Annotated in this window: 20 protein-coding genes; 18 read left to right on the forward strand and 2 right to left on the reverse strand. The window is 65.2% G+C overall.

The genetic code is table 11. The annotated features are described in order from the left end of the window. Positions 1-7: 7 nt before the first annotated feature. From A5780_RS18620 to A5780_RS18670, 11 genes are read left to right on the forward strand one after another with little or no spacing between them, the layout of a single operon-like run. Positions 8-1,207, forward strand: coding sequence for an MCE family protein (locus A5780_RS18620; RefSeq protein WP_064909100.1), 1,200 nt, complete (start codon positions 8-10; stop codon positions 1,205-1,207). Next, positions 1,204-2,223 (forward strand): MCE family protein, encoded by a 1,020-nt coding sequence (locus A5780_RS18625; RefSeq protein WP_064909101.1) that lies wholly within the window; start codon positions 1,204-1,206, stop codon positions 2,221-2,223. The genes A5780_RS18620 and A5780_RS18625 overlap by 4 nt, the downstream gene beginning before the upstream one ends. Then, positions 2,223-3,404 (forward strand): MCE family protein, encoded by a 1,182-nt coding sequence (locus tag A5780_RS18630; protein ID WP_064909114.1) that lies wholly within the window; start codon positions 2,223-2,225, stop codon positions 3,402-3,404. The genes A5780_RS18625 and A5780_RS18630 overlap by 1 nt, the downstream gene beginning before the upstream one ends. 2 nt (positions 3,405-3,406) lie before the next feature. Further along, positions 3,407-4,690: an MCE family protein gene (locus A5780_RS18635; RefSeq protein WP_231983008.1), complete on the forward strand. Its 1,284-nt coding sequence runs from the start codon at positions 3,407-3,409 to the stop codon at positions 4,688-4,690. Then, positions 4,690-5,829: an MCE family protein gene (locus A5780_RS18640; protein ID WP_082976555.1), complete on the forward strand. Its 1,140-nt coding sequence runs from the start codon at positions 4,690-4,692 to the stop codon at positions 5,827-5,829. Before A5780_RS18635 ends, A5780_RS18640 begins: the two co-directional genes overlap by 1 nt. Continuing rightward, complete coding sequence (locus tag A5780_RS18645; protein WP_063009834.1) at positions 5,826-7,235, forward strand: MCE family protein; 1,410 nt, start codon at positions 5,826-5,828, stop codon at positions 7,233-7,235. Before A5780_RS18640 ends, A5780_RS18645 begins: the two co-directional genes overlap by 4 nt. Beyond that, on the forward strand, positions 7,235-7,945 hold the full coding sequence (locus tag A5780_RS18650) for a hypothetical protein (protein WP_063009832.1): 711 nt from the start codon (positions 7,235-7,237) through the stop codon (positions 7,943-7,945). Before A5780_RS18645 ends, A5780_RS18650 begins: the two co-directional genes overlap by 1 nt. After that, positions 7,942-8,475: a hypothetical protein gene (locus A5780_RS18655; RefSeq protein ID WP_064909103.1), complete on the forward strand. Its 534-nt coding sequence runs from the start codon at positions 7,942-7,944 to the stop codon at positions 8,473-8,475. The genes A5780_RS18650 and A5780_RS18655 overlap by 4 nt, the downstream gene beginning before the upstream one ends. Further along, positions 8,472-9,134: a hypothetical protein gene (locus tag A5780_RS18660; RefSeq protein ID WP_064909104.1), complete on the forward strand. Its 663-nt coding sequence runs from the start codon at positions 8,472-8,474 to the stop codon at positions 9,132-9,134. The genes A5780_RS18655 and A5780_RS18660 overlap by 4 nt, the downstream gene beginning before the upstream one ends. Before the next feature lie 32 nt (positions 9,135-9,166). Then, positions 9,167-9,820, forward strand: a complete 654-nt coding sequence (locus A5780_RS18665; protein WP_146098822.1) for a hypothetical protein — start codon at positions 9,167-9,169, stop codon at positions 9,818-9,820. Between the two features lie 34 nt (positions 9,821-9,854). Next, entirely contained in the window at positions 9,855-10,850 is a 996-nt protein-coding gene (locus A5780_RS18670; protein WP_063009824.1) for an ABC transporter ATP-binding protein, read from the forward strand. A 177-nt stretch (positions 10,851-11,027) separates the two neighbouring features. On the opposite strand, the gene A5780_RS18675 is transcribed toward A5780_RS18670, so the two are convergent. Both A5780_RS18675 and A5780_RS18680 read right to left on the reverse strand, forming a co-directional pair. Beyond that, the gene (locus A5780_RS18675; protein ID WP_063009822.1) at positions 11,028-12,266 is read right to left on the reverse strand and encodes an acyl-CoA dehydrogenase family protein; all 1,239 of its coding nucleotides are present in this window, start codon (positions 12,264-12,266) and stop codon (positions 11,028-11,030) included. 46 nt (positions 12,267-12,312) lie between these two features. After that, complete coding sequence (locus A5780_RS18680; protein WP_063009820.1) at positions 12,313-12,726, reverse strand: SCP2 sterol-binding domain-containing protein; 414 nt, start codon at positions 12,724-12,726, stop codon at positions 12,313-12,315. A 381-nt stretch (positions 12,727-13,107) separates the two neighbouring features. Here A5780_RS18680 and A5780_RS18685 point away from each other — a divergent pair, with 381 nt between their 5' ends. From A5780_RS18685 to A5780_RS18715, 7 genes are all read left to right on the forward strand, one after another. Beyond that, a complete protein-coding gene (locus tag A5780_RS18685; protein ID WP_063009818.1) occupies positions 13,108-13,560 on the forward strand; it encodes a ketosteroid isomerase-related protein in 453 nt (150 codons plus the stop codon). A 30-nt stretch (positions 13,561-13,590) separates the two neighbouring features. Continuing rightward, on the forward strand, positions 13,591-14,094 hold the full coding sequence (locus A5780_RS18690) for a ketosteroid isomerase-related protein (RefSeq protein WP_064909105.1): 504 nt from the start codon (positions 13,591-13,593) through the stop codon (positions 14,092-14,094). 2 nt (positions 14,095-14,096) lie between these two features. Then, positions 14,097-15,662, forward strand: coding sequence for a long-chain fatty acid--CoA ligase (locus tag A5780_RS18695; RefSeq protein ID WP_064909106.1), 1,566 nt, complete (start codon positions 14,097-14,099; stop codon positions 15,660-15,662). Positions 15,663-15,709: 47 nt separating this feature from the next. Further along, positions 15,710-17,215 carry an aldehyde dehydrogenase gene (locus tag A5780_RS18700; RefSeq protein ID WP_064909107.1) on the forward strand — a complete coding sequence of 502 codons (1,506 nt, stop codon included), beginning with the start codon at positions 15,710-15,712 and terminating at the stop codon, positions 17,213-17,215. Between the two features lie 140 nt (positions 17,216-17,355). Then, positions 17,356-17,973 carry a hypothetical protein gene (locus tag A5780_RS18705; RefSeq protein WP_064909116.1) on the forward strand — a complete coding sequence of 206 codons (618 nt, stop codon included), beginning with the start codon at positions 17,356-17,358 and terminating at the stop codon, positions 17,971-17,973. A gap of 54 nt (positions 17,974-18,027) precedes the next feature. Then, positions 18,028-18,582, forward strand: coding sequence for a flavin reductase family protein (locus A5780_RS18710; protein WP_064909108.1), 555 nt, complete (start codon positions 18,028-18,030; stop codon positions 18,580-18,582). Positions 18,583-18,766: 184 nt separating this feature from the next. Then, positions 18,767-22,222 carry a serine/threonine-protein kinase gene (locus A5780_RS18715; RefSeq protein ID WP_064909109.1) on the forward strand — a complete coding sequence of 1,152 codons (3,456 nt, stop codon included), beginning with the start codon at positions 18,767-18,769 and terminating at the stop codon, positions 22,220-22,222. Positions 22,223-22,295 lie beyond the last annotated feature (73 nt).

Here is a 22,295-nt window from a genome sequence, read left to right on the forward strand (position 1 = left end):
GTGCGATATGAGCACAGGTAGGAAGAACCACTACAAGAAGCCGCCGCTGATCAGAGCCGGAGTGGCGCTGACCGCGGGCCTGACAGCGGCAATTCTGTTCTGCACCCTGTCTTTTCACGGCGATCTGAAGCGGACTGTACCGATCACGGTGGTCGCCGATCGGTCCGGTCTGGTGATGGAGGACGGCGCGAAGGTCAAACTGAACGGGGTTGTGATCGGCCATGTGCGCAACGTGTCCCAGGCCGATGGGCGAGCGCGACTCAACCTCGACATCGATGCGCCGCGGTTCGCACTGCTGTCCGCCGACACCAGCGCCGAGATCAAGGCGACCACCGCGTTCGGGTCCAAATACGTTGCGCTGCAGACTTCGTCGAATACGAAGCATCGATTGCAGGCCGGCGCGCAGGTGCGCTCCACCAATGTGACCACCGAGGTCAACACGGTGTTCGAAAATCTCGAATCGGTGATGCAACACGTGGACCCGGCGAAGCTGAACTCCGCGCTGTCGGCCGTCGCCGACGGAATGCGCGGGCGCGGACAGCAACTCGGTGACACTCTGGCGAAAACGGATGCGACCCTGGCCCGCCTGCATCCGGCAATGCCGCAGTTGCAGAGTGACCTGCACAATGCGGCGACGGTCACCAACATCTACGCCGATGTCGCACCGCAGCTGCTGGACATGCTCGGATATGCCTCCACCACAGCGGATTCCGTGGTCGCGCGACAGGCTCAGCTCACCTCGATCCTGCAGGCCGCGGTGACGTTCGGTAACGAGGGCGCGGGGCTCACCAACGACCTCGAACACGGGCTGGTCGATTCGATGCGACTGCTGGTCCCAACCGCCGGGCTGCTCGCGAAATACAGCCCGGAGCTGACCTGTCTACTGCACCAGAGCGTGGATACCCGCGACGCACAGCTGAAGTCGTTCGGTGGAAATACCGGATACTCGGCCGATCTCGATATCGGTTTCCTCGGCGGTGCGGACCCGTATCGGTACCCCCAGAACCTCCCGAAGGTGGCGGCCGAGGGCGGGCCCGGCGGGCAGCCCGGTTGCTACCCGATGATCACACGCCAGATGTATCCGGCGCCGGTGCTCGTCACCGATACCGGCGCGAATATCACCGATTCGACCGCCCCCCGGATCGGGTCGCCGTACTTCGCCGACTATCTGTTCGGCAATATCCTAGGAGGGCCGGCCCCCCGATGAAGATATCCGGAACCCTTGTCAAATTGTCGATATTCGCTGTGGTCATGGTGTTCTTCACCGCCGCGGTGATCATCGTGTTCTCCCAGATGCGCTTCGGTTCGGAGCGGACCTACCGCGCCGAATTCACCGATGCCTCGGGTTTGAAATCGGCGGAGTTCGTCCGAGTCGCCGGCGTCGAAGTGGGCAAGGTGAAGTCGGTGCATGTCACCGGTCAGGGCACGGCGCTGGTCGAATTCGGTCTCACGCACGCGGTGCCGATCACGCAGTCGACCAAACTCGCGGTGCGATACGAGAATCTGGTCGGCGAACACTATCTGGAGTTGCTCGACGCTCCGGGCTCGACGACTCCGCAGTCGCCGCAAGCCATGATTCCGGTGAGCCGCACCGTGCCGGCCTTGGATCTGGACGCACTGATCAACGGCTTCCGCCCGTTGTTCAAGGCCCTACAGCCCGATCAGGTGAATCGGCTGTCGAACTCCCTGGTGACGGTTCTGCAGGGACAGGGTGGCACGATCTCCGACCTGCTGCACGAGGCCGGTCAATTGACCTCCACGCTGGCCGATCGGGACCAACTGATCGGGTCGGTGATCAAGAACCTCAACGCCGTTCTGGGCACTGTCGACAAGCGCAACGCCGAATTCGACGACGGCATCGACAAGCTGCAGCAACTGATCAGTGGGCTGTCGGCTCAGTCCGATCCGATCGGTGATGCCCTGGTGCACGTGAACAATGCCTCGCGGTCGGTGGCGGATCTGCTGACGAACGCCCGGCCGACGATCAAGAACGACATCGCGGAGGCGGGCCGGCTCGCAGGAGCGATCAACGGCGACAAGGATTACGTCGACTGGGCCCTGGGCAGTTTGCCCGACGCCTACAACCGGTTGTCGCGGCTGGGCCTCTACGGCGACTTCTTCACCTTCTACCTGTGCGATGTGCAGATCAAGGTGAACGGTCCCGACGGCAATCCGGTCTACATCCCGATTATCGGGCAGCGGGCAGGAAGGTGCACACCCTGATGACAAGCCGCAAGAGCAACGAAAAGAAGTCCCACACGGTCCGGACCGGGCTGATCGGAATCCTCGTCGTGGTCGCCCTCGTCGTGGTGGCGGTCGGATTCGACACCATCAGCTCCTGGTTCTCCTCGTCCCGGACGTACTCGGCGTATTTCGGTGACACCGGCGGGATCGTGGAGGGAGACAAGGTGTTTCTCGCGGGCGTCCAGGTGGGGAAGGTGAAGCACATCGAGATCGAGGGCGATAAGGTCCTGATGAAATTCGATGTCGACGGGCCCGCGCTGGGCAGCGACAGCGAGGTCGCGATCAAGACACTGACCGTGCTCGGCCGCAAATCCCTGCAGATCAACTCGCGTGGCGTGAAGAAACTCTCGCCGGATCACCCGATACCGATCGACCACACCACCACCCCCTATCTGCTTACCGATGCACTGGGCGATCTGTCCACGACGGTGAGCGATCTCGACCTCGGGCAGGTGACCGATGCGCTGGGCACTCTGAGTCGAACCCTGGATCAAACCGCGCCCAACCTCGGGGCCGCACTCGACGGCGTCGGGCGCCTGTCGAATTCGGTGGCCTCGCGCGACAAGATGGTGCAGGACCTGTTCCACAACGCGGAATCGCTGACCAAGGTGCTCGGGGGCCGCAGTGAGCAGATCAACAAGCTGCTCCTCGACAGCAACACCCTGTTCGAGGCATTGAACCAACGCCGCCAAGCGATACAGACGTTGCTGACGAACCTGTCGTCGGTCACGTCGAATATCGCGGCGCTCATCGACGAGAACCAGCAGCAACTGCGCCCGGTGCTGCAGCAGCTCAACAGCGTGACCGATCTGCTGAACCGGCGTAAGGACGATCTGGCCAAGGCCATCCTGCCGGCCAGCCAGTACATCACCTCGCTCGGCGAATCGGTCGCCTCCGGCCCGTTCTTCAAGGCATACATCATGAATCTGCTTCCGGGACAGTATCTTCAGCCCTTCATCGACGCCGCGTTCAAGGATGCGGGGCTCGATCCAAGCGCCTTGGGCGGGCCACGGCCGGCTCCGGCACCCGGCGCCGCACCCGGCCCGGCTGCGGCCCCCACCCCGGCGCCGGCGCCCGCCGCCGGGCCGGCTCCGGCGCCGGCACTGCCCGGGCTACCGCCGCTGCCCGGATTGCCGCCGCTGCCCGGATTGGGAGGATGACCATGTCGCGAGCAGTGCTGAAGTTGCGATTCCTCAGGAGCAAAGTCGTCATCCTGGGCGTGATAGTCGTTGTGGTGGCGGGGCTTTCGGGACTCGGCTGGCACTTGTACAACCGGGAGACGACGAAATCGGCGGTGGCCTATTTCGAGAACACCAACGGGCTGTTCGTCGGCGACCGGGTGAAGATTCTCGGCGTGGACGTCGGAACGATCGACGTGATCGATCCGCACGGCGACCGGATGCGGGTGAGATTCCACTACAGCAGCCGCTATCGGCTGCCCGCGCAGGCGAAGGCGGTGATCCTCTCCCAAAGCCTGATCTCGTCCCGCGCGATTCAGCTGACCCCGGCCTACACCGGCGGCCCGCAGCTGGCCGACGGCGCGGAGATTCCGCTCGAACGGACCGCGGTGCCGGTGGAATGGGACGACCTGCGCAAACAGCTGCAGTCGCTCGCAGATTCGATCAACCCGACCGAGCAGAACAAGGCGGGCGCGCTCGGGGACTTCGTCAACTCGGCCGCGAATGCGCTGAGCGGCAAGGGCGATCAGATCAACGACACCCTCACCAAGCTGTCCAATGCGATGACCACGCTCTCCGACGGGCGCGACGACCTGTTCGCCACGGTGCGAAACCTGCAGGCGTTCATGACCGCGTTGTCGGCCAGTGACAGCGAGATCGTGCGGCTCAACCAGAACGTGGCCTCGGTGTCGGGTGCGCTCGACGGAACCGATCAGGAGCTTGCGACCGCGTTGCAGGGTGTCGACGCGATGTCGAGCCGGCTCGAGCAGTTCGTCAAGGACAATCGCGACCCGGCCTCCAAAACGATTGCCGACCTCGCAGCAGTTTCCAAGTCGCTCAACGATATTCGACCCAACATCGAACAGTTGTTGCATGTGGCGCCGACAGCTATCCAGAACTTCTACAACATATACAACCCGGCGCAGGGATCGTTCACCGGCGCTCTGGCTGTCACGCAGCTCGACAATCCGGTGCAATTCATCTGCGGCGCAATTCAATCGGCAAGTCAGTTGGGCGCCGCCGATGCCGCGAAGCTGTGTGTGCAACAGCTGGCGCCGGTGTTGAAACTGCTGCAGATGAACTATCCGCCGGTCGGTGTGAATCCGGTGTCGGGCCTGTCGGTGCGCCCGGACCAGATCGACTACAGCGAGCAGTGGTTGCGGGGAAGTGCACCCGCACCGGCCGAGACCCAGCCGGTGGACGCCGCGCGCGGTCTGGCAGGTCTGCTCGGAATTCCGAATCCCGCGAACTCAGGAGGGGGCCGGTAATGCGGTGCAAGAAGCGCTTCGCGGCCATGGCCTTGATCGGCGGACTCACGCTGGCCGCGTCCGGATGTCAATGGGAGGGGCCGAATTCGCTGCCTCTTCCCGGCACGGTGGGTGGCGGTCCGGGGTCCTACAGCGTGAAGATCGAGATGCCGAATGTGATGTCCATCCAACGCAATTCACGCGTCCGGGTCAACGATGTGACCGTCGGAAACGTGGCCGACGTGCAGCTGGAAGGCTGGCACGCGGTAGTCACGGTGACATTGAATCGAGACGTACATCTGCCGGCCAACACCACCGCCAAGATCGGCCAGACCAGCCTGCTGGGCTCGCTGCATATCGAATTGGCGAACCCGCTGAATGAACCGCCCGCCGGAGAACTGAAGGACGGTAGCGTGATTCCGATCGAGCACGCAAGCACCTACCCGACGACCGAGCAAACTCTGGCCTCGTTGTCGACCGTGCTCAACGGAGGTGGTCTGGCCAGGATCCAGGAGATAAGCAACCAGACCAACGCGGCTCTGTCCGGTCACGAGAAGGAGGTCCGCGATCTGCTCTCGCAGACCAGTACCTTCAGCAGTGACCTCAACGCCCAGAGCGACGACATCATCACCGCCGCTACGGGTCTCGATCGCCTGGCCGATACGGTCGGCAAGCAGAACGATGTGCTGGCCGGCGCCCTCGACCGCATTCCGCCCGCACTGTCGATCCTGGCCCGGCAGCGTCAGCAGCTCACCGATACGGTCACCGCACTCGGTGGATTCGCCGACTCCGCCGACCGGGTCGTCACGGCCAGCTCCGAGGATGTGCAGCAGAACCTGCGCGACCTGCAGCCGGTCATGCGCGAGCTCGCCAACGCGGGCCCGGATCTCACCGGGGCGCTGGGGTTGCTGCCGACCTATCCGTGGCCGCTGGCCAACATTCCCAAGTTCTTCCGCGGTGACGCGGGAAACCTCAGCGGCACAGTGGATCTCACGCTCGGACGATTGGGGCGCGGCCTGCTGCAGGGCACGCCGTTGGAAGGCGTGCTGGAGAATGCCGAGACATCGCTCGGACGCACCGTCGACCGGGTGCCCGCCCTGTCGACGAAGAACCCGCTGACCGCGGGACTGGATTCGGTTGTCGTGCGAGGTGGGAAATGATTCTGTCCAGATTCGTCCGGATCCAATTGCTGATCTTCGCCGTGGTGACCGTGGTCGCCCTGCTCGTCATGGGGCTGGTCTACATGCGACTGCCGTCTCTCGTCGGGGTGGGGCGGTATACGGTGCGGGTGCAGCTGGCGACCAGCGCCGGTCTGTATGACAGCGCCAACGTGACCTACCGCGGCAAAACGGTCGGCATCGTGACCGGTGTGGTGCCGACCAGGACCGGTGCGGAAGCGACGCTCAGCGTGGACAGTTCGGTGCGGATCCCGGTGTCCGCCACCGCCAATGTGCACAGCCGTTCGGCGATCGGTGAGCTGTATCTGGATTTCGTACCGACGTCCCAGGGCGGTCCGTACCTCGAGAACGGTGACGTGGTTCCGGCGACACGGACTACGGTGCCGCAGGACATCGCTCCGCTGATCGACACCCTCGACACCAGCTTGACCTCGATTCCGAAGGACAAGCTCAGCACGGTGATCGACGAGACGCAGAACGCTTTCGGCGGTTCCGGTGACGCATTGCAGCGCCTGCTCAACGGAACCGATCGCGTGCTGGATCAGGCGCACACCGACACGGATGCGGTCACCACGCTGATCAACGATTCGGCGCCCTTCCTCGATTCGCAACAGGTCAGCAGTCCGGCGATCCGCGAATGGGTTGCGCACCTGTCGAATTCGGTGCGGCAGGCGCAGGCGAGCGACCAGCAGATCCGCGACGTGCTGAAGACCGGGCCGGGCGCGGCGCGTGAGGCCAGTGAATTGTTCGGGCAGCTGCACCTGACGGCGCCGCTGCTGGTCGCCAACCTGACCAGCTTGGGCCAGGTGGCAGTGACCTACAACCCGTCGATCGAGCAGTTGCTGGTCCTGCTGCCGGCGAGTGTGAGCGCGTTGAAGACGATCAACGTCCCCGACTCCGGCGGCACCAACCGGGCCTTCCTCGACTTCAAACTGAATCTCAACGCGCCGCCACCGTGCACGACCGGGTTCCTGCCGCCCGAACAGCGTAGGGACGGTTCGTCCACCGACGCCCCGGTTCGTACTCCCGCCCCGATCTACTGTGCGATTCCGCAGGACGCCCCCAACGCGGTTCGCGGTGCGCGCAACCTGCCGTGTATGGACAAGCCGGGCAAGCGCGCCCCGACGGTCGAGGAGTGTGACAGCGACCGGCCCTACGTCGCGCAGGGCACCAATCCATGGCGGGAGAACCCCACGCCGACGGTCGACAACCCGCAGGCTCCGGCCGCGGCCGCCACACCACCGCCGCGGGTCGGTACTGCCGCCTACGACCCCGCCACGGGCGGATACGTGGGCAGCGACGGCACGGTTCACACCCAGCCGGGACTGGTTCCCGGGACGGGACAGGTCGCACCGACATTGCAGACCCTGCTGACAGGAGATCACTGATGACTCACCGAATCGCTATATCCGCGCGCACCGCCCCGGAGCCCGCCGAAGAAGACGTCGGTGCGGCGGAAGCGACAGCCGCGAGGGAGAGCGCCGCGGAGTCGGCGTCCGACGACACCGGCATCGGAGACCTCGACGCCGCGGCAGACTCGGAGACGGCCGGCGACGCGGAGGCTGCGGGCGCGCGCACCCCGCGCCGGTCCGCGCTGCGAATGTTGTTGCGCCCCAGCAGGTCAGTGATCGGTGTTGTGCTGATCGCCGTGGTGCCGGCCGGGTTGGCGGCGGCGGCGATCACGCTGGGCCTCGCACATCGCGACAGCGACCGGGTCGGTGATCGAGACCTCGCAGTGCTCTCCGCGGCCCGCCAGGAGGTGGTGAATCTGATCTCTCCGAGCGCCAAGGACCCTACTGCCAGCGCGAATCGCATCGCCGCGGATGCGACCGGTCAGTGGCTCGCCGAATTCAGGGCGGTCAAGGACAAATTCGTCGGCGCGATCGATGAATCGAAAACCGATTCGACCGGGGAGATCCTGGGCGCCGGAATCGAGCACCACAATCCGGACGGCAGCACCACGGTGCTGGTGACGGCGGTATCCAAGGTATCGAATTCGACTGGTGCCAAGGATGATCCGCGGACCTGGCGGCTGCGCGTCGATGTGGTCGACGAGGCGGCGGGCTACAAACTGTCGAAGGTCGAGGTCGTGCCGTGATCGCGCGCACGTGGTATCGAATGGTCGCATTTCTCGGCCGTGCCGCCCGCCCGCGCCGGGCCCGGGTCGGTGTGCTCGTCGCGTTGGCGGTGGCGGCGACCGAATTCGCCGCGGTCGGATACTTCCACTACACGGTGGCCGACCAGCGCACAGGCGACGTGCGCCGCGATGTCGCCGAACAGGCCGCCAAGCTGACCGCGGGCGTGCTCACCTACAAGGCCGATACCGTCGACGCCGATGTACGACAGGCCAAGAGTCATCTCACCGGGCAGTTCCTGGACTCCTACGCCGAGCTGGCGACCGACACGCTCATTCCACAGGCCAAGCAGTCCCATATCGACGCGCGGTGGGAAGTCAGCGGGACCTCGCTGATCTCCGCCGCACCGGACTCGGCCAGCGTGCTGGTCTTCCTGCGCGGACTGACCACCAACAGCACCAAGCCGGATCCGACCTACCTGGTCAGCACCGTGCGGGTGCAGGTGGTCCGGCCGCACGGCCAATGGCTGATCGACCGGATGGAGCCGCTGTGAGCACCGTGGATATCTCGTCCGGCGAGGCGCCGGAGATCACCGAACCGGACGATGAGCCGACACCGGACGCGCCGCGGGGCCCGAAGGCGTTCGTGCGCGTCGCGACCCGCATCGCCAACGCGCTGCTCGCGGTCGTCGTGGTGGCCGGTTGTGCGGTGGGCGGATGGTCGATGGTCCGCCATCACATCGCGGTCCGCGACGCCGCCCGGGATACGCAACTGTTGAATTTCTCGAAGGACGCGGTGGCGCAACTGGTTTCGACCGACTCCGCCGACCCGCGCGGCTACGTGGACCGGGTGCTGGCGAACTCGACCGGCCAGTGGCACGACGAATTCGACGCGCGCAAGCGCTCGGTCATCGACACCATGCAGACGTCGGGTGGTGTGACCCGCGGCCACGGCGTCGCCGCCGGCATCGAGCGGCGCAACGACGACGGCAGCGTGAGCGTGCTGGTCGTCGTCACCTCGCAGACTTCGGTTCCGCTGCCACAATCGGGTCCGGGACAGGGTGGGCTCGCACCGGCCCAGGGCAGCCCGGCGCCCTCCGCGCCGCCGAGCGGAGCCCGCGTCGACACCGCGCCGAAGCAGTATCAGGTGCGCGTCGACGTGGCCTGGGTCGGCGGGAAGTTCAAGCTCTCGAAGGTGGGATTCGTCCAATGATCATCCAGACCTCTACCCGCTATCTTCGCCGAATGGCCTCGGTCGCGGCCGATCTCGTTCCAGTGGCGATCGTGGCCGCGGCCGGGCTGATGATCACCTCCGTGCTGGGGCGTCCGCTCTGGATGGAGGTGGTGTGCGGCGTGGTCGTCGCGGCCGCCTTGGGCTTCGCGGGCTGGAACGCGGTGCTGCGCCGCCGCGACAACGGCGGACGCCGGCTGCTGCCGGCCGCTGCCCCGCCGATTGTCGCTCTGGCAGTGCTGGTTTCGCTGCAAACGCTGATCCAGCAGCCCGCCGACCGCGATCTGGCGAACTCCCGCGACACCGTCGCCAAGGCCGCCTCCGACAGTGCGGTGGCGGTGCTGTCCTACAAACCGGAAACGGTGGATCAGGATCTTGCGGCCGCCAAGACGCGACTGACCGGCGATTTTCTCGAAACCTACGGAAAGCTGGCGGACACCGTGGTCGCGCCGGCCGCCAAGGAGAAAAAGGTGACGATGCAGGCGGCGCCCGTGGGATCGGCGGTGGAATCGGTGTCGAAGGACCAGGCGACGGTGATCGTCTACATCGATCAGACCACCACTGTCGCAGGCAATCCGGCACCGTCACAGTCGCAGAACGCGTTGCGCGTGGGACTGACCAAGGTGGGCGGCCGCTGGCTGATCAACCGATTCGATCCGCTGTTCTGAGCGCCAGAGCATCGCAGGCAAAGGAGAAGTCATCATGAGTGGTGTCGAAGTCCGTGTCGAGGGTTTGACGAAATCGTTCGGACCGCAGACGATTTGGCGTGATGTGACGCTGACGTTGCCGCCCGGCGAGGTCAGCGTGCTGCTGGGGCCCTCGGGTACCGGCAAATCGGTGTTCCTGAAATCTCTCATCGGGTTGCTGCGGCCGGAGTACGGCTCGATTCTGATCGACGGGACCGACATCCTGGAGTGCAGCGAGAAGGAACTCTACGAGATCCGCAAGCTGTTCGGCGTGCTGTTCCAGGACGGCGCGCTGTTCGGCTCGATGACCCTGTTCGACAACACGGCGTTCCCGCTGCGCGAGCATACGAAGAAGCCCGAATCCGAGATCCGCCGGATCGTCATGGAAAAGCTGGATCTCGTCGGTCTGGCCGGCGCGGAAACCAAACTGCCGGGCGAGATTTCGGGCGGCATGCGCAAGCGCGCCGGATTGGCGCGAGCGCTGGTCCTCGACCCGCAGATCATCCTGGTCGACGAGCCGGACTCCGGACTCGACCCGGTCCGCACCACCTACATCAGCCAGTTGTTCCTCGATATCAACGCCCAGATCGATGCCACCTTCCTGATCGTCACCCACAACATCAACCTGGCTCGCACCGTGCCCGACAACATCGGCATGTTGTTTCGCCGGGAGCTGGTCATGTTCGGGCCGCGCGAGGTACTGCTCACCAGCGACGAGCCGGTGGTCAGGCAGTTCCTCAACGGCCGGATGATCGGCCCGATCGGCATGAGCGAGGAGAAGGACGAGGCCCAGATGGCGCACGAGCAGGCGCTCGTGGACGCCGGTCACCACGCCGGTGGCGTGGAAGATATCGAGGGCATCGTGGCGCAGATGCAACCCACCCCGGGGATGCCCTTCCGGCAGGCCGCGGCCCGCCGCCAGGAACGGGTGCGCGCTATCTTGCACACCCTGCCCGCGCAGGCTCGCCGGGCCATCGAGGACACTTTCGAACCGGCCGGGCTGTCGGCCTGATACGTTGCCCGGCAAGGAGTTTCCATGATCATCGATCTCGTCGACCCCATCCAGCACCTCGTCACCGCGATCGCGTGGCTGCTCATCCGAGGCCACCTTCCCCCGCAGTGACGACGAAGATGAAAAAAACAACCCCCGGCCGCTCGGCCGGGGGTTGTTCCGTTCGGACTACTGCTGTCAGTCGGCGAGTTCCTCCGGCTGCAGCAGGAATTCACCGATGTAGGTGCGGGACTGGTCGCCGTTGAGGGGCTGGAACATCGAGGCCGCGGCGTCACGGTAGAGACGCTCGAAGACGGTGCCCTTGCGGAACGAGGAGCCGCCGACCATGCTCATGGCGTGCCGCGTCATGTGCAGCACGTTGTCGGCGATGAACGTCTTGGCCAAGCCGATGTAGGGGAAGCGCAGTTCCAGCGGCCACTCGTCGTCCTTGCCGTCGAGCAGTTCCTGACAGGTCTGGTACAGCACTCGCCGGCTGATCTCGACGCGCGAGGCCATATCGCCGATGCCGTCGATGATGTGGCCCACATTGGCGACCTTGGTGTCCTGGGCGACGATCGCGCCGAAGGTGGCACCGAGTGTCTTCTTCGACAGCACTGCCCGCGACTCCTCGAGGACGCGGTACTGCATGCCCAGGTAGATGCTGGCGAACATCAGCGAGGCCCACTCCAGCACACCGAAGGCGCCGGTACGCCACTCGCAGATGAAGCCCTCCGCGGGAACGTAGTAGCCCTCGAAGTGGATGGTCTGCGTGCCGGTGGCGTGCATACCCAAAGCGTTCCAGGTCTTTTCGATCCGGATGCCGTCGCCCTGGCCGTTCTCGTCGACCTTGAAATCGCCGATGAAGAAGCTCTCGGCGTTGACCCGCTCCTGGAAATCCTCGGGCAGGTTGCCCTCGGCGTCGGTGATGGTCGCGTTGGTGGTGATGATGTCGGCGGCCTCGCACAGCGTGCCCCAGGTCTTCTTGCCGTACAGCCGCCAGCCGCCCTCGGGCTGGGGGACCGCCTTCATATCGGCCAGGCCACTGAAGCCGGCGCGCTGTTCGGAGAAGGGGCCGAAGATCAGGTCGCCGTCGGCCACCCGGCCCAGCCAGTACTTGTTCTGCTCCTCACTCATCAGGCTGCCGGCGATGCCGACCATGATGTAGTGCATGTTGTAGGCCAGGGTGATCGCCGAATCCCCCTTGGACAGTTCGCTGATCACCTTGGAGGCGTGCAGCAGGCTTCCGCCCAGGCCGCCGAATTCCTTCGGCACCGGCAGCGCACCCAGGCCCGAGTCCTTGAACGCCTTGATCGACGGGTAGGCGAAGGTGTTCTTCTCGTCGTACTCCGGTCCGATCTCCCGGAAGAACTCCGAGACCTGTCGAGCCTTCTCGAAGTGCGGCTGGAATTCTTCGTCGGTCATATCCGGTTTCAGCATGTCTGCTCCTTGATTGGGGTGAGAAATGGTGGGGGAGAGGGGGTTTCTAGCGGATCAGCAGATCCTCGCGGCCGTTGTCGACGAGCAGCTTCTTGTAGACGTCGAACAATCCGGAGGTCAGCGGCAGCAGCTTCAACGCGACCGACCGCTTGCCGTCGAGCTTGACCTTGCGCTGTGCCATGGCCAGCGTGAAGTTGAGCTTGCCCTGCCAGAACCGATTGCTGTTGTCCGACGACATCCGAAGCTGCACGGTGGCGTCCAGATCCCGCGCGGCTTCGCCGGTCGTAACCTTCTGCCCCGGGAAGTCGATGACCAGCACCGCGTCCGGGTCGGTCTGGATCAGTTTGACGACCAGACCGGTGCCCGCGGTCGCCTCGACGAACGCCTGTTCCTTGGTGGCGATATCGAAAATTCCGCCGATATAGGTGTAGACCTCGTCGGCATTTTTGAAGGTGCTCATGGATCAACCCTTTTGTTTTCCGAGTGTGTGCAGCCCAGTCTGGCAACGGCGAGCATGCGGCCACACCTCCCGGAAGAGGGATTTGAGACCAACAAAGGGGGAGAAATTCCGGGGTACGGACGAGATGACCGCGTTCGTGAGTACACGTGTGCGGGTGGTGGCGCCGGCCGGACGCCGGTTGGGGTGCGGCCGGTCGGCCGGCAACGGCGCTAATTGCCGTTCCGGCCAGATTTCGCGCTGCCGGCAGGTGGTTGCCTCGGTGCGCCCGACCCGGCATCCCCCCTTAGGGCGGTGCTTTTCCTCCGAGAGGAAGTCGAATCAGTGATGTGGGTCGCAATACCTTGAAGGTGTTCCTGACGAACCGAGGGAGAGCGAAGTTTCATGAGTCATACGTTTGCGATCAAATGGCTGAAGGCCTTCCGAGAGAGCCCGGAGGCAATCGTGGCGCTCTATGCCGACGAGTTTGTTTTCGAGGACCCGATTCTCGGTCAGAAGATCACTGACAAAGAAGAATTGCTGCGTGTTTTCGCGCCCTACGCGAACAAGGACACCGAGAACGGCATCGGTATCAACAATTTCCGGATCGACGAGGTCGTCGGCGACGAGAAGTCCGCGATCTATCGGTGGACCTGGGAGGCGCCCACCGCGACCGCGTTCGTCGGTGTGCCCACCAACGGCAAGGTCCCAGGGACTCGCGGGATCACCTTCCACGTCTACAACGACGAGGGCCTGATCGTGAAGGAGGCGAGCCTGTGGGATGTCGCCACCGCCGCCGCCGAACTGGGCCAGCCGATCCAGCCACGTTCGGTGACCAAGTCGCTCGCCAACGCCTGAACCGCGAACTCTCCGAAGGGAATCCGAATCATGAGCACCCACGAAGACCACGCCCAGCGCTGGGCCAAGGCGCTGACCACCGATACGGCGGCCGCGGTCGAGCTGTATGCCGACGACCTGGTTTACGACGATCACGCCGATCGTGACCACGTGCTGTCCACGGCGATCACCAAGCAGGAGCTCGAGCCGCGCCTGGCGCCGTTCGCGAATACGGATCCGGCCAACGGCGTCGGTACCCACCGCTTCGATGTCTTCGAGACCTTCGCAGTGGCCGGCGCCGGCGGCAACCCCGCGGTGGTGATCCGCTGGCAGTGGACCGGTGAGGGACTCGAGACCTACCGCGGCGTTCCGACCGGCGGCAAGACGCTGACCACCCAGGGCATCACCTGGCACCAGCTCGACGCCGACGGCAAGATCGCGCGTGAGACGACCTACTGGAACGACACTCCTGTGCTGCAGGAGCTGGGCGTACCGATCATCACTCCCGAGTACTGGGTCGAGGGCTTCGATCCGTCGACGCTCGTCGGTTCCTGACCATGTGGGGTACGTTGCCGGACGTCCTGGATCGGGCGTGCACCTATTACTCCACCTCGGTGGCGATCATCGACGGCGACCGGTCTGTCACATACCGGGAGCTGGGCGAATGGCGTAACCGCGTGGCCAACGGCTTGGTCGCGCTGGGTCTGCAGAAGGGCGAACGAGTCGGACTGTTGCTGCCGAACTGCCTGGAGTTCATCCCGACACAACACGGGATATGGGCGGCCGGCGGCGTGCTCGTCCAACTGCCGACGCGATCGGCCGCCGAGGGACTCCGATCGAATCTCTCGCAGACCGACGCCACCACGCTGATCTACCACGCGCAGTTCGACGACAAGGTCGCCGCGATCCGGGGCCAATTGCCGAAACTGCAGAACCTGATTCGGATCGGCGGCAGCCCGGAATCGAATCCGAATGACGCACAAGACTATTCGGAACTTTTCCGGGCCCAGCCGACGACCCGGCCGGAACTGGCGCTGTTCGAGGACGACGAAGCGTATGTCCTGTTCACCTCGGGCAGCACCGGGGAGCCGAAAGGTGTGGTGAACTCCCACTTCACCTGGGCGCAGTACAGCATCTCGGCGGGACTCGAGATCGGTGACATCCGGTTCGGCGAGGTCTTCGCACACGGTGCGCCGCTGACCCACTTCAGCCAGATCTTCGTGATGCCGACGTTCGTGCGCGGTGGTACGAACGTCATGTTGCCGGGGCTGGAAGTCGACGGTCTGCTGAGCAGTATCGAGCGATTCGGCGTCACCGCGACAGCGGTGGTTCCGACGATCATCTACCTGTTGCTGGATCATCCGGCGCGCGAACAACGAGACTTGTCGTCGTTGCAGACCATGATCTACGCGGGGTCGCCGATCACGCCCGAGCGGCTGCGCGAGGCACTGGAGGTCTTCGGGCCGATTTTCATCCAGACCTACGCCGGAACCGAGCAGGGATACGTCTCGTGCCTGCGTAAGAACGAGCACCGGCTCGACTCGCAGGTCTGGATCGACCGCCTCGCATCGGCGGGGCGACCGATGTTCCAGGTGCGGGCGAGCATTCAGGACGAGGACGATCAGCCGCTGCCGGTCGGCGAGGTGGGAGAGATCTGCTCGAAACAGCTCGGCCAGATGCTCGGCTATCTCGACTCGTCCCGCAATCACGAAGCGGTACGCGACGGGTGGGTGCACACCGGCGATATCGGCCGGCTCGACGAGGACGGCTTCCTCTACATCGTCGACCGCAAGAAGGACATGGTCGTCAGCGGTGGATTCAATGTCTTTCCGCGACAGGTCGAAGATGCGCTGGCTACCCACCCGGCGGTGGCGCAATCGGCGGTGATCGGCGTACCGCACCAGAAATGGGGCGAAGCCGTGCATGCCGTGGTCATCGTGAAACCGGGGGCGCGGCTGACCGAGCGCGAAGTGATCGACCATGTCAAGGCCGCGCTCGGTAGCGTTCCCGCACCGAAGACGGTCGAGTTCGTCGACAGCGTGCCGGTGAATCCGGCGGGCAAGGTCGACAAGAAAGCGATCCGCGCGCCGTATTGGCAAGGGCGAGAACGCCAAATCGGATGACGCGCCCGCGCCATATCCGACGGTTCACATCACATCAGGAGTAACCGATGAGTACCCCCCACTACTCACTGTTCGTCGACGGCAAATGGACCGACACCGGCGACATCTACGAAATCCGTAGTCCCGCAACCGAAGAACTCGTCGCGACGGTCGCCAAGGGCGGCGTCGCCGAGGTCGACCAGGCGGTGGCCGCGGCCAAGGCGGCGCACGAAGAGGGCACCTGGCGGCGCACGCCGCCGGCCGAGCGCGCGGCCCTGCTCAACGAGGTCGCCACCCGGCTGGGCGGTCGCATCGACGAACTCGCGGTGCTGCAGACCCAGGAGAACGGCGCCACCATCCGTATCACCGGCGCGCTGCATGTCGGCTTGTCGGTGGCGCAGATCCAGTATCTGGCCTCGCTGGCGGAGAACTACGAATGGGAGACCAGCGGTCCGGAGATCGGCCCGGTCCCCGCGGTCGGAATCGTGCGCCGCGAGCCGCTGGGCGTGGTTGCGGCCATCGTCCCGTGGAACATTCCGCTGCTCACTACGGTGTGGAAGATCGCGCCGGCGCTCGCGGCCGGAAATACGGTGGTGCTCAAGCCGGATGAGCACGCACCGCTGCTCGCCCTCGAGCTGGCCAAGGAATTCGAAGCAGCCGGCCTGCCCCCTGGCGTGCTCAATGTGATCACCGGTGACGGTGATCCGGTGGGCGCCTACCTCGCGGGACACCCGGATGTCCGCAAGGTGGCATTCACGGGGTCGACCGTCGTCGGCAAGAGCATTCTGCGTCAGTCCGCCCAGACCATTCGGCGGGTCACCCTCGAACTCGGTGGTAAGGGCGCCAACGTCCTGCTCGACGATGCCGATCTGGATATCGCCGTGGACGGCGCACTCTTCGCCTGCATGGCCAACAACGGTCAGGCATGCGAGGCGGGGACCCGGCTGCTGGTGCCTGCGAGCCGTTACGACGAGGTGGTCAGCCGCCTGGTCGAGCGCGCCTCGACCCTGAAGGTCGGTGACCCCCTCGATCCGGCCACCCATATCGGCCCGATCGCATCCCGGGTACAGCGCGATCGCATCGTGGACTACTTCAAGATCGCGGCTGAGGAAGGTGCCACCGTCGCGTTGGGCGGACGTGTCCCGTCCGGGCCCGGATTCGACAAGGGTTACTGGGTGGAACCGACCATTTTCGTCGACGTCACCAACGACATGCGGATCGCGCGGGAGGAGGTCTTCGGGCCGGTTCTCACCGTCTTGGCCTACGACTCGGTCGACGAGGCGATCAAGATCGCCAACGACACCAACTACGGATTGTCGGCCGGCGTCTGGGGCAGCGAGGAGCGCGCGCTCGAGGTGGCCCGGCAGCTGGATGCCGGCATGGTCTGGGTCAACGATTGGCACGTGATCCATCCGGCGTATCCGTTCGGTGGCTACAAGGAAAGTGGTCTCGGTCGCGAGGGCGGGCCGGATGCGCTCGACGAGTACACCGAGCAGAAGTTCATCTCGCTCGACCGGTCGGGCGGTATCGAGAACAAGGCGTTCGCCATCGTGATCGATCCGGTCGCGAGCTGACGCCTCGGCTGGCCCCGTAGTGGATGGTGGCTCGCGCCGTCGTGGCGAGCCACCATCCGCCCCGGGCTCGTCAGGCCTGCGCCGGGCGACGCTCGGCACCGACGGACGAAGACGGGATCCGAAGACAGGAGTGGATGAATATGTCGCGCTGGATAATCGGGGCCAGGCCCCCCTTGCATGTGGCACTGGAGCTGGCGAACGCCGGCCACCACGCCGCTGTGGCGGGCGACGGTCACACCACCGAGCCGGACGAATGGCTGAATCTGACCTCCACCGACCCGCATCGGCGCCGACCACCGTCCATAGTCCGAATTCAGGCGCCGGACCTTGCCGCCGCTCAACAGCAGACAGCCCGGATCAGAGCGGCCGCGACCGGTGAGGGATACGACTCGTCCGACGTGATCGTCTTGGTCGATGTCGAAGTGATGGTCGCGTACGACGCGCCGACCGCGCGTAGGGAACTCGCACGGCTGGACGGTCACCTCACGGCCCCCTCGGTCCCGGCCTCGCTGCGGTACGTCGGAACACCGAACGGATTGGCCGGCCTGGTGGCCGACATCCACGCCGTGCATGTCGCCGACGGCGTGACGCTGCGGCCACTGATCAACTCGGAGGTGTTGGCGCACATCGCGTTCCGCACTCTGCCGTGGCTCGAGTCGATCGGTGTGCCGTTGTCGCCGCAGCAGGTCGCGGCGGTAAGGAGGCGCGCTCTTCGATCCGGCGCCGGTCGGTGCGCGGACAATCGGCAGCCGGCCTGAAGAGCGGCGAGCTCAGTTACCACTACCGTCTCGAACGAAAACCAGGAGGAAGCTATGTCGAACTCGGTCGAAAAGGACGAGGACGTGCTTACTCGGTCGGACCGGTTCCGCAGTGTCAGTGCCGTCGAGTACCGCGCCGCACTGCGCCGTCACCCGGCCGGCGTCACAATCGTCACCCTGAACTCGCGCAGTGGCCCCGTTGGGTTTACCGCAACCTCCTTCGCCTCGTTGTCGCTGGACCCGCCACTGGTGTCGTTCAACATCACCTGCACGTCATCGAGCATCGGTGCCCTGCAGGCAGCGGAGTCCGTGGTCGTCCATCTGCTCGGCGCCCATCAACTCCATCTCGCGCAGCGATTCTCCAAGAGCGCCGATCAGAGGTTCTCCGATGAGTCGCTCTGGGCGCCCCTGGATACGGGCGAACCCGTGCTGCACGGGACGCCGACGTGGATGCATGCCCGGGTGCACCAGTTGATTCCCGCCGGTGATTCGGTATTGGTCATCTGCCGGGTCGTCCGCGTGTACTGGGACGACGACGGCGAGCAGAGGCACGAGCCCCTGCTGTATCACAAGGGCGCCTACTCGGCCGCGGTTCCGCTCGCCGAGTAGCTGACCAGGCCCTGCCATGTTCAGGCCGCGGGTAGTTTCCGGAGCTGTCTCGATCTCCCGAGTCGGCCGCACCCAGCGCGGTATGCTGGCGATACGCGAGCAGGCGGACCGGACGTCTGTCGGGGTGATAAACCTTCTCCGGTCCCATGTGGCGCGGGTGGACATCGGGAGATGGGACCGATCGATGGTCAGCGGCGACCCTCAGGACGCGCACCGAGATCTCACCGAAGGCATTGCGGCGGAGTTGCGGTCGGCCGGGTTCGAGGCCGTCGTTCCGATCGGGAAGGGCGGCTTCGGAGTTGTGTACCGCTGTGAGCAGTCCGCACTGCGGCGAACCGTGGCGGTCAAGGTGCTCACCGCCGAGCTCGACTCGGAGAATCGATCGCGCTTCCTGCGTGAGCAGCGAGCCATGGGCCAGCTCTCCGTGCATCCGAATATCGTCAGCATCCTGTTCAGCGGTGCGCTCTCGCAGGGCCGGCCGTACATCGTCATGCCGTATCACCCACAAAAGTCGCTGCAGGAAACGATCGAGTGCGACGGCCCCCTCCCGTGGAGCGATGCTGTGCGGATTGTGATCAAGATGGCCGGCGCGCTCGAAACGGCCCACCGATCGGGCATTTTGCACCGCGATGTCAAACCCGGCAATATCCTGCTGAACGAGTTCGGCGAACCCGAGCTCACCGACTTCGGAATCGCACACATTTCCGGCGGATTCGTCACGACGTCCCGGGTCGTCACCGGATCTCCGGCCTTCACCGCACCGGAGATCCTGCAGGGGCATCCGCCGACCGCTGCCTCCGACGTCTACAGTCTCGGGTCGACGCTGTTCTGCCTGATCACCGGCCACGCCGCCTTCGAACGCCGTAGCGGCGAGAAGCTCGTCGCACAGTTCCTGCGAATCACCTCCGAGCCGCTGCCGGACCTGCGGGCACGCGACATTCCCGATGATGTCTGCCGCGTGATCGAGCGTGCGATGTCGCACAGGCCGCAAGATCGACAGGCCTCGGCTGCGGCGCTGGGTGAGCAGCTGTGCGCGGCGCAGCGCCGTCACGGTGTCCCCGTCGATCGGATGGTGCTGCCGGCGAGTGCGAAAACCGAAGGAGCGGAGAAGGATTCGACAATCCGCGTGACCGATTTGCCGCAGTTCACGACCGGCGCCTACGGCCAGGTCCGGAGAGCGGCTGCCGTCGATACACCGCCGGCCGCATCGACCAAATTCCGGCCGCCGACCCCGACGCGCCCGCTGGTCGTACGGCAGCGGCTGCTCGAACTGCTCCGGGCCGGACAACGTCGTCGATTGATCGTGATTCACGCGCCCGCCGGATTCGGCAAGAGCACTCTGGCCTCGCAGTGGCGCGAGGTGCTCACTCGGGAGAACGTGCGGGTGGCGTGGCTCAGCGTCGACCAGGACGACAACAATGTCGTGTGGTTCATGGCGCATCTGGTCGAGGCGCTCCGGCCGGTGTCGGCCGAGCTGGCCGAGGCGCTCGGGCAATTACTCGAACTGCACGGCGACACCGCGCAGCCCTATGTGCTCTCGGCGCTGGTCGACAGGGTCCATGCCGCCGCACAACCGGTCGCCCTGGTCATCGACGACTGGCATAGGGTGACCGACGCCACCACCATATCGGCGCTCGGCTACTTGCTCGAGCGCGGATGTCACCACCTGCAGGTGATCGTCACCAGCCGGAGCCGGACCGGGCTGCCGCTGAGCCGCATGCTAGTTCAGGACGAGCTGGTCGAAATAGACTCGAATACATTGCGTTTCAACGTATCCGAGGCGGGCTCCTTCTTCGCCGGCGCTGGTGGGCTGGCGCTCGAACCCGCCGACATCGATCATTTGACCGAGTCGACCGAAGGCTGGGTTGCCGCGTTGCAACTGGCGGCGTTGTCACTACGCGGCGCCGACGACCCAGACGATCTGATCGGCCACCTGTCGGGTCGCCACCACGCGATCGGTGACTTCCTGGCGGAAAATGTGCTCGACGGTCTGGAACCGCGGTTACTCGAATTCATGCTCCGTACATCGGTCACCGAGCGGTTGTCGGGCAGTCTGGCATCGGCGTTGTCCGAGATGCCGGACGCAACGGCTTTGCTGGAAGAGGTCGAGGCCCGCGACCTGTTTCTGATCAGGTCCGATGCGGATCGGAACTGGTTTCGGTACCACCACCTCTTCGCAGAGTTTCTGCGGCGGCGGCTCGAGCGCGATCACCCTGACTGGGTCACCGACCTTCATCGCGTGGCATATCGATGGTTCGCCGACCACCAGTTCCTGCGTGAGGCGGTCGATCACGCACTGGCTGCCGGTGACGAAGACTGGGCTGTCGAGAAGGTTGAGCGCGATGGTACCCACCTTCTCGAGCAGTCACAGATGTCGACGTTACTGGCGGTGATCGAGAAGCTACCGCCGTCTGCGGTGCGGACCAACCCGCGCTTGCAGCTCGCCAAGGCGTGGGCCAACCTCCTCCTGCAGCGCCGCGAGCCGGCGAATTCCGCGCTGGCGCAGGTTCGTTCACTGCTCCGAGACGGCCTCGGCGTGCGGGATGAGACGGTGGAGATCGAAGCCGACGTGGTCGAGGCGGCGGTGCGAGTCTCGGCCGACCGTCTCGGCGGCGTGGCAGAACTCGTAGCCGACGCGCTGCACCGGCCGCAGGAGCTGCACCCATGGGTCGTCAGTACGGCGGCCGATATGGACGCCTTCGTGGCGATTTACCGTTTCGACTTCGCCGCGGTGCACCGCCGTCAGCAATGGGCGATCGACTATCACAGGCGTATGCGCGGGCCGTTCAGCGTCATGTACGGCTACAGTTTCGACGGCATCGCGGCGAACGAGGAGCTCGATATCGTGACGGCCGAGGACGATTTCCGTACCGCGGTGCGAGTCGCGGGGCGAAGCGGTGGCGGCCGGTTGCACGCGGCGCGGATCGCCGGCGCGTTGCTCGGAGATCTCCTGTTCGACAAGGGGGACCTCGACGCCGCCGAACGTCTACTCGACGAGGGTTACGAACTCGGCCTGGAGGGCGGAATCGTCGATTCGATGCTCGCCACCTTCGGTACGGGAGCGCGGATCAAGGCGTTGCGTGGTGATCTCGACGCCGCCCGGCAGCGCTTGTACGACGGGTGGCGTCTGGCTACCACGTTGTCGATGCCGCGTCTGGCGGCCCGCATCGCGAACGAGTGCATCCGGGCCGGGATACCCGTTCCCGCCGGATATCCTTCGTCCGGTCTCGTCGCGTCGTCCGGCTGGGACGAGGCAGCGAACGGGATAGACCTGGTCACCGCGGAACTGCAGGAGGAATCGGTGATCCGGGAGTTGCTTGCCCGGCAATCGGTTACGGCGGCCGCCGAGGCGTGTGTGCTGGCGCGCTCCCGAGTGGACCGCCTTGCCGGGCACCATCGGCCCAGAGCCCTGTTACACGCAAATCTGCTGCTGGCCGGCTGCCTCGCCGCCGCCGGTGAGACGGAGCAGGCCGAGCGGACCCTGCTACCGGGGGCACGCCTGTGCGCCGAACGTTCGTTGATCGGTCTGCTCCGCTACGGCGATCCAGGAGTGCGCGCGATAGTGAAGCGGCTTGCGGGTAACAGTCGCGAGGGCGGGCCGACGCTGCCTGCGGCCTTCGTCGACGCGGTGCTGTCCTGACACGGATTCGGGGTGATCATGTGTCCGCGCCGGACTCGGCGCACATCTTCGGAACGCGACTCATCGTGCGAAC

The sequence above is a fragment of the Nocardia sp. 852002-20019_SCH5090214 genome (assembly GCF_001665865.1).
GTDB classification, from domain to species: Bacteria; Actinomycetota; Actinomycetes; order Mycobacteriales; family Mycobacteriaceae; genus Nocardia; species Nocardia nova.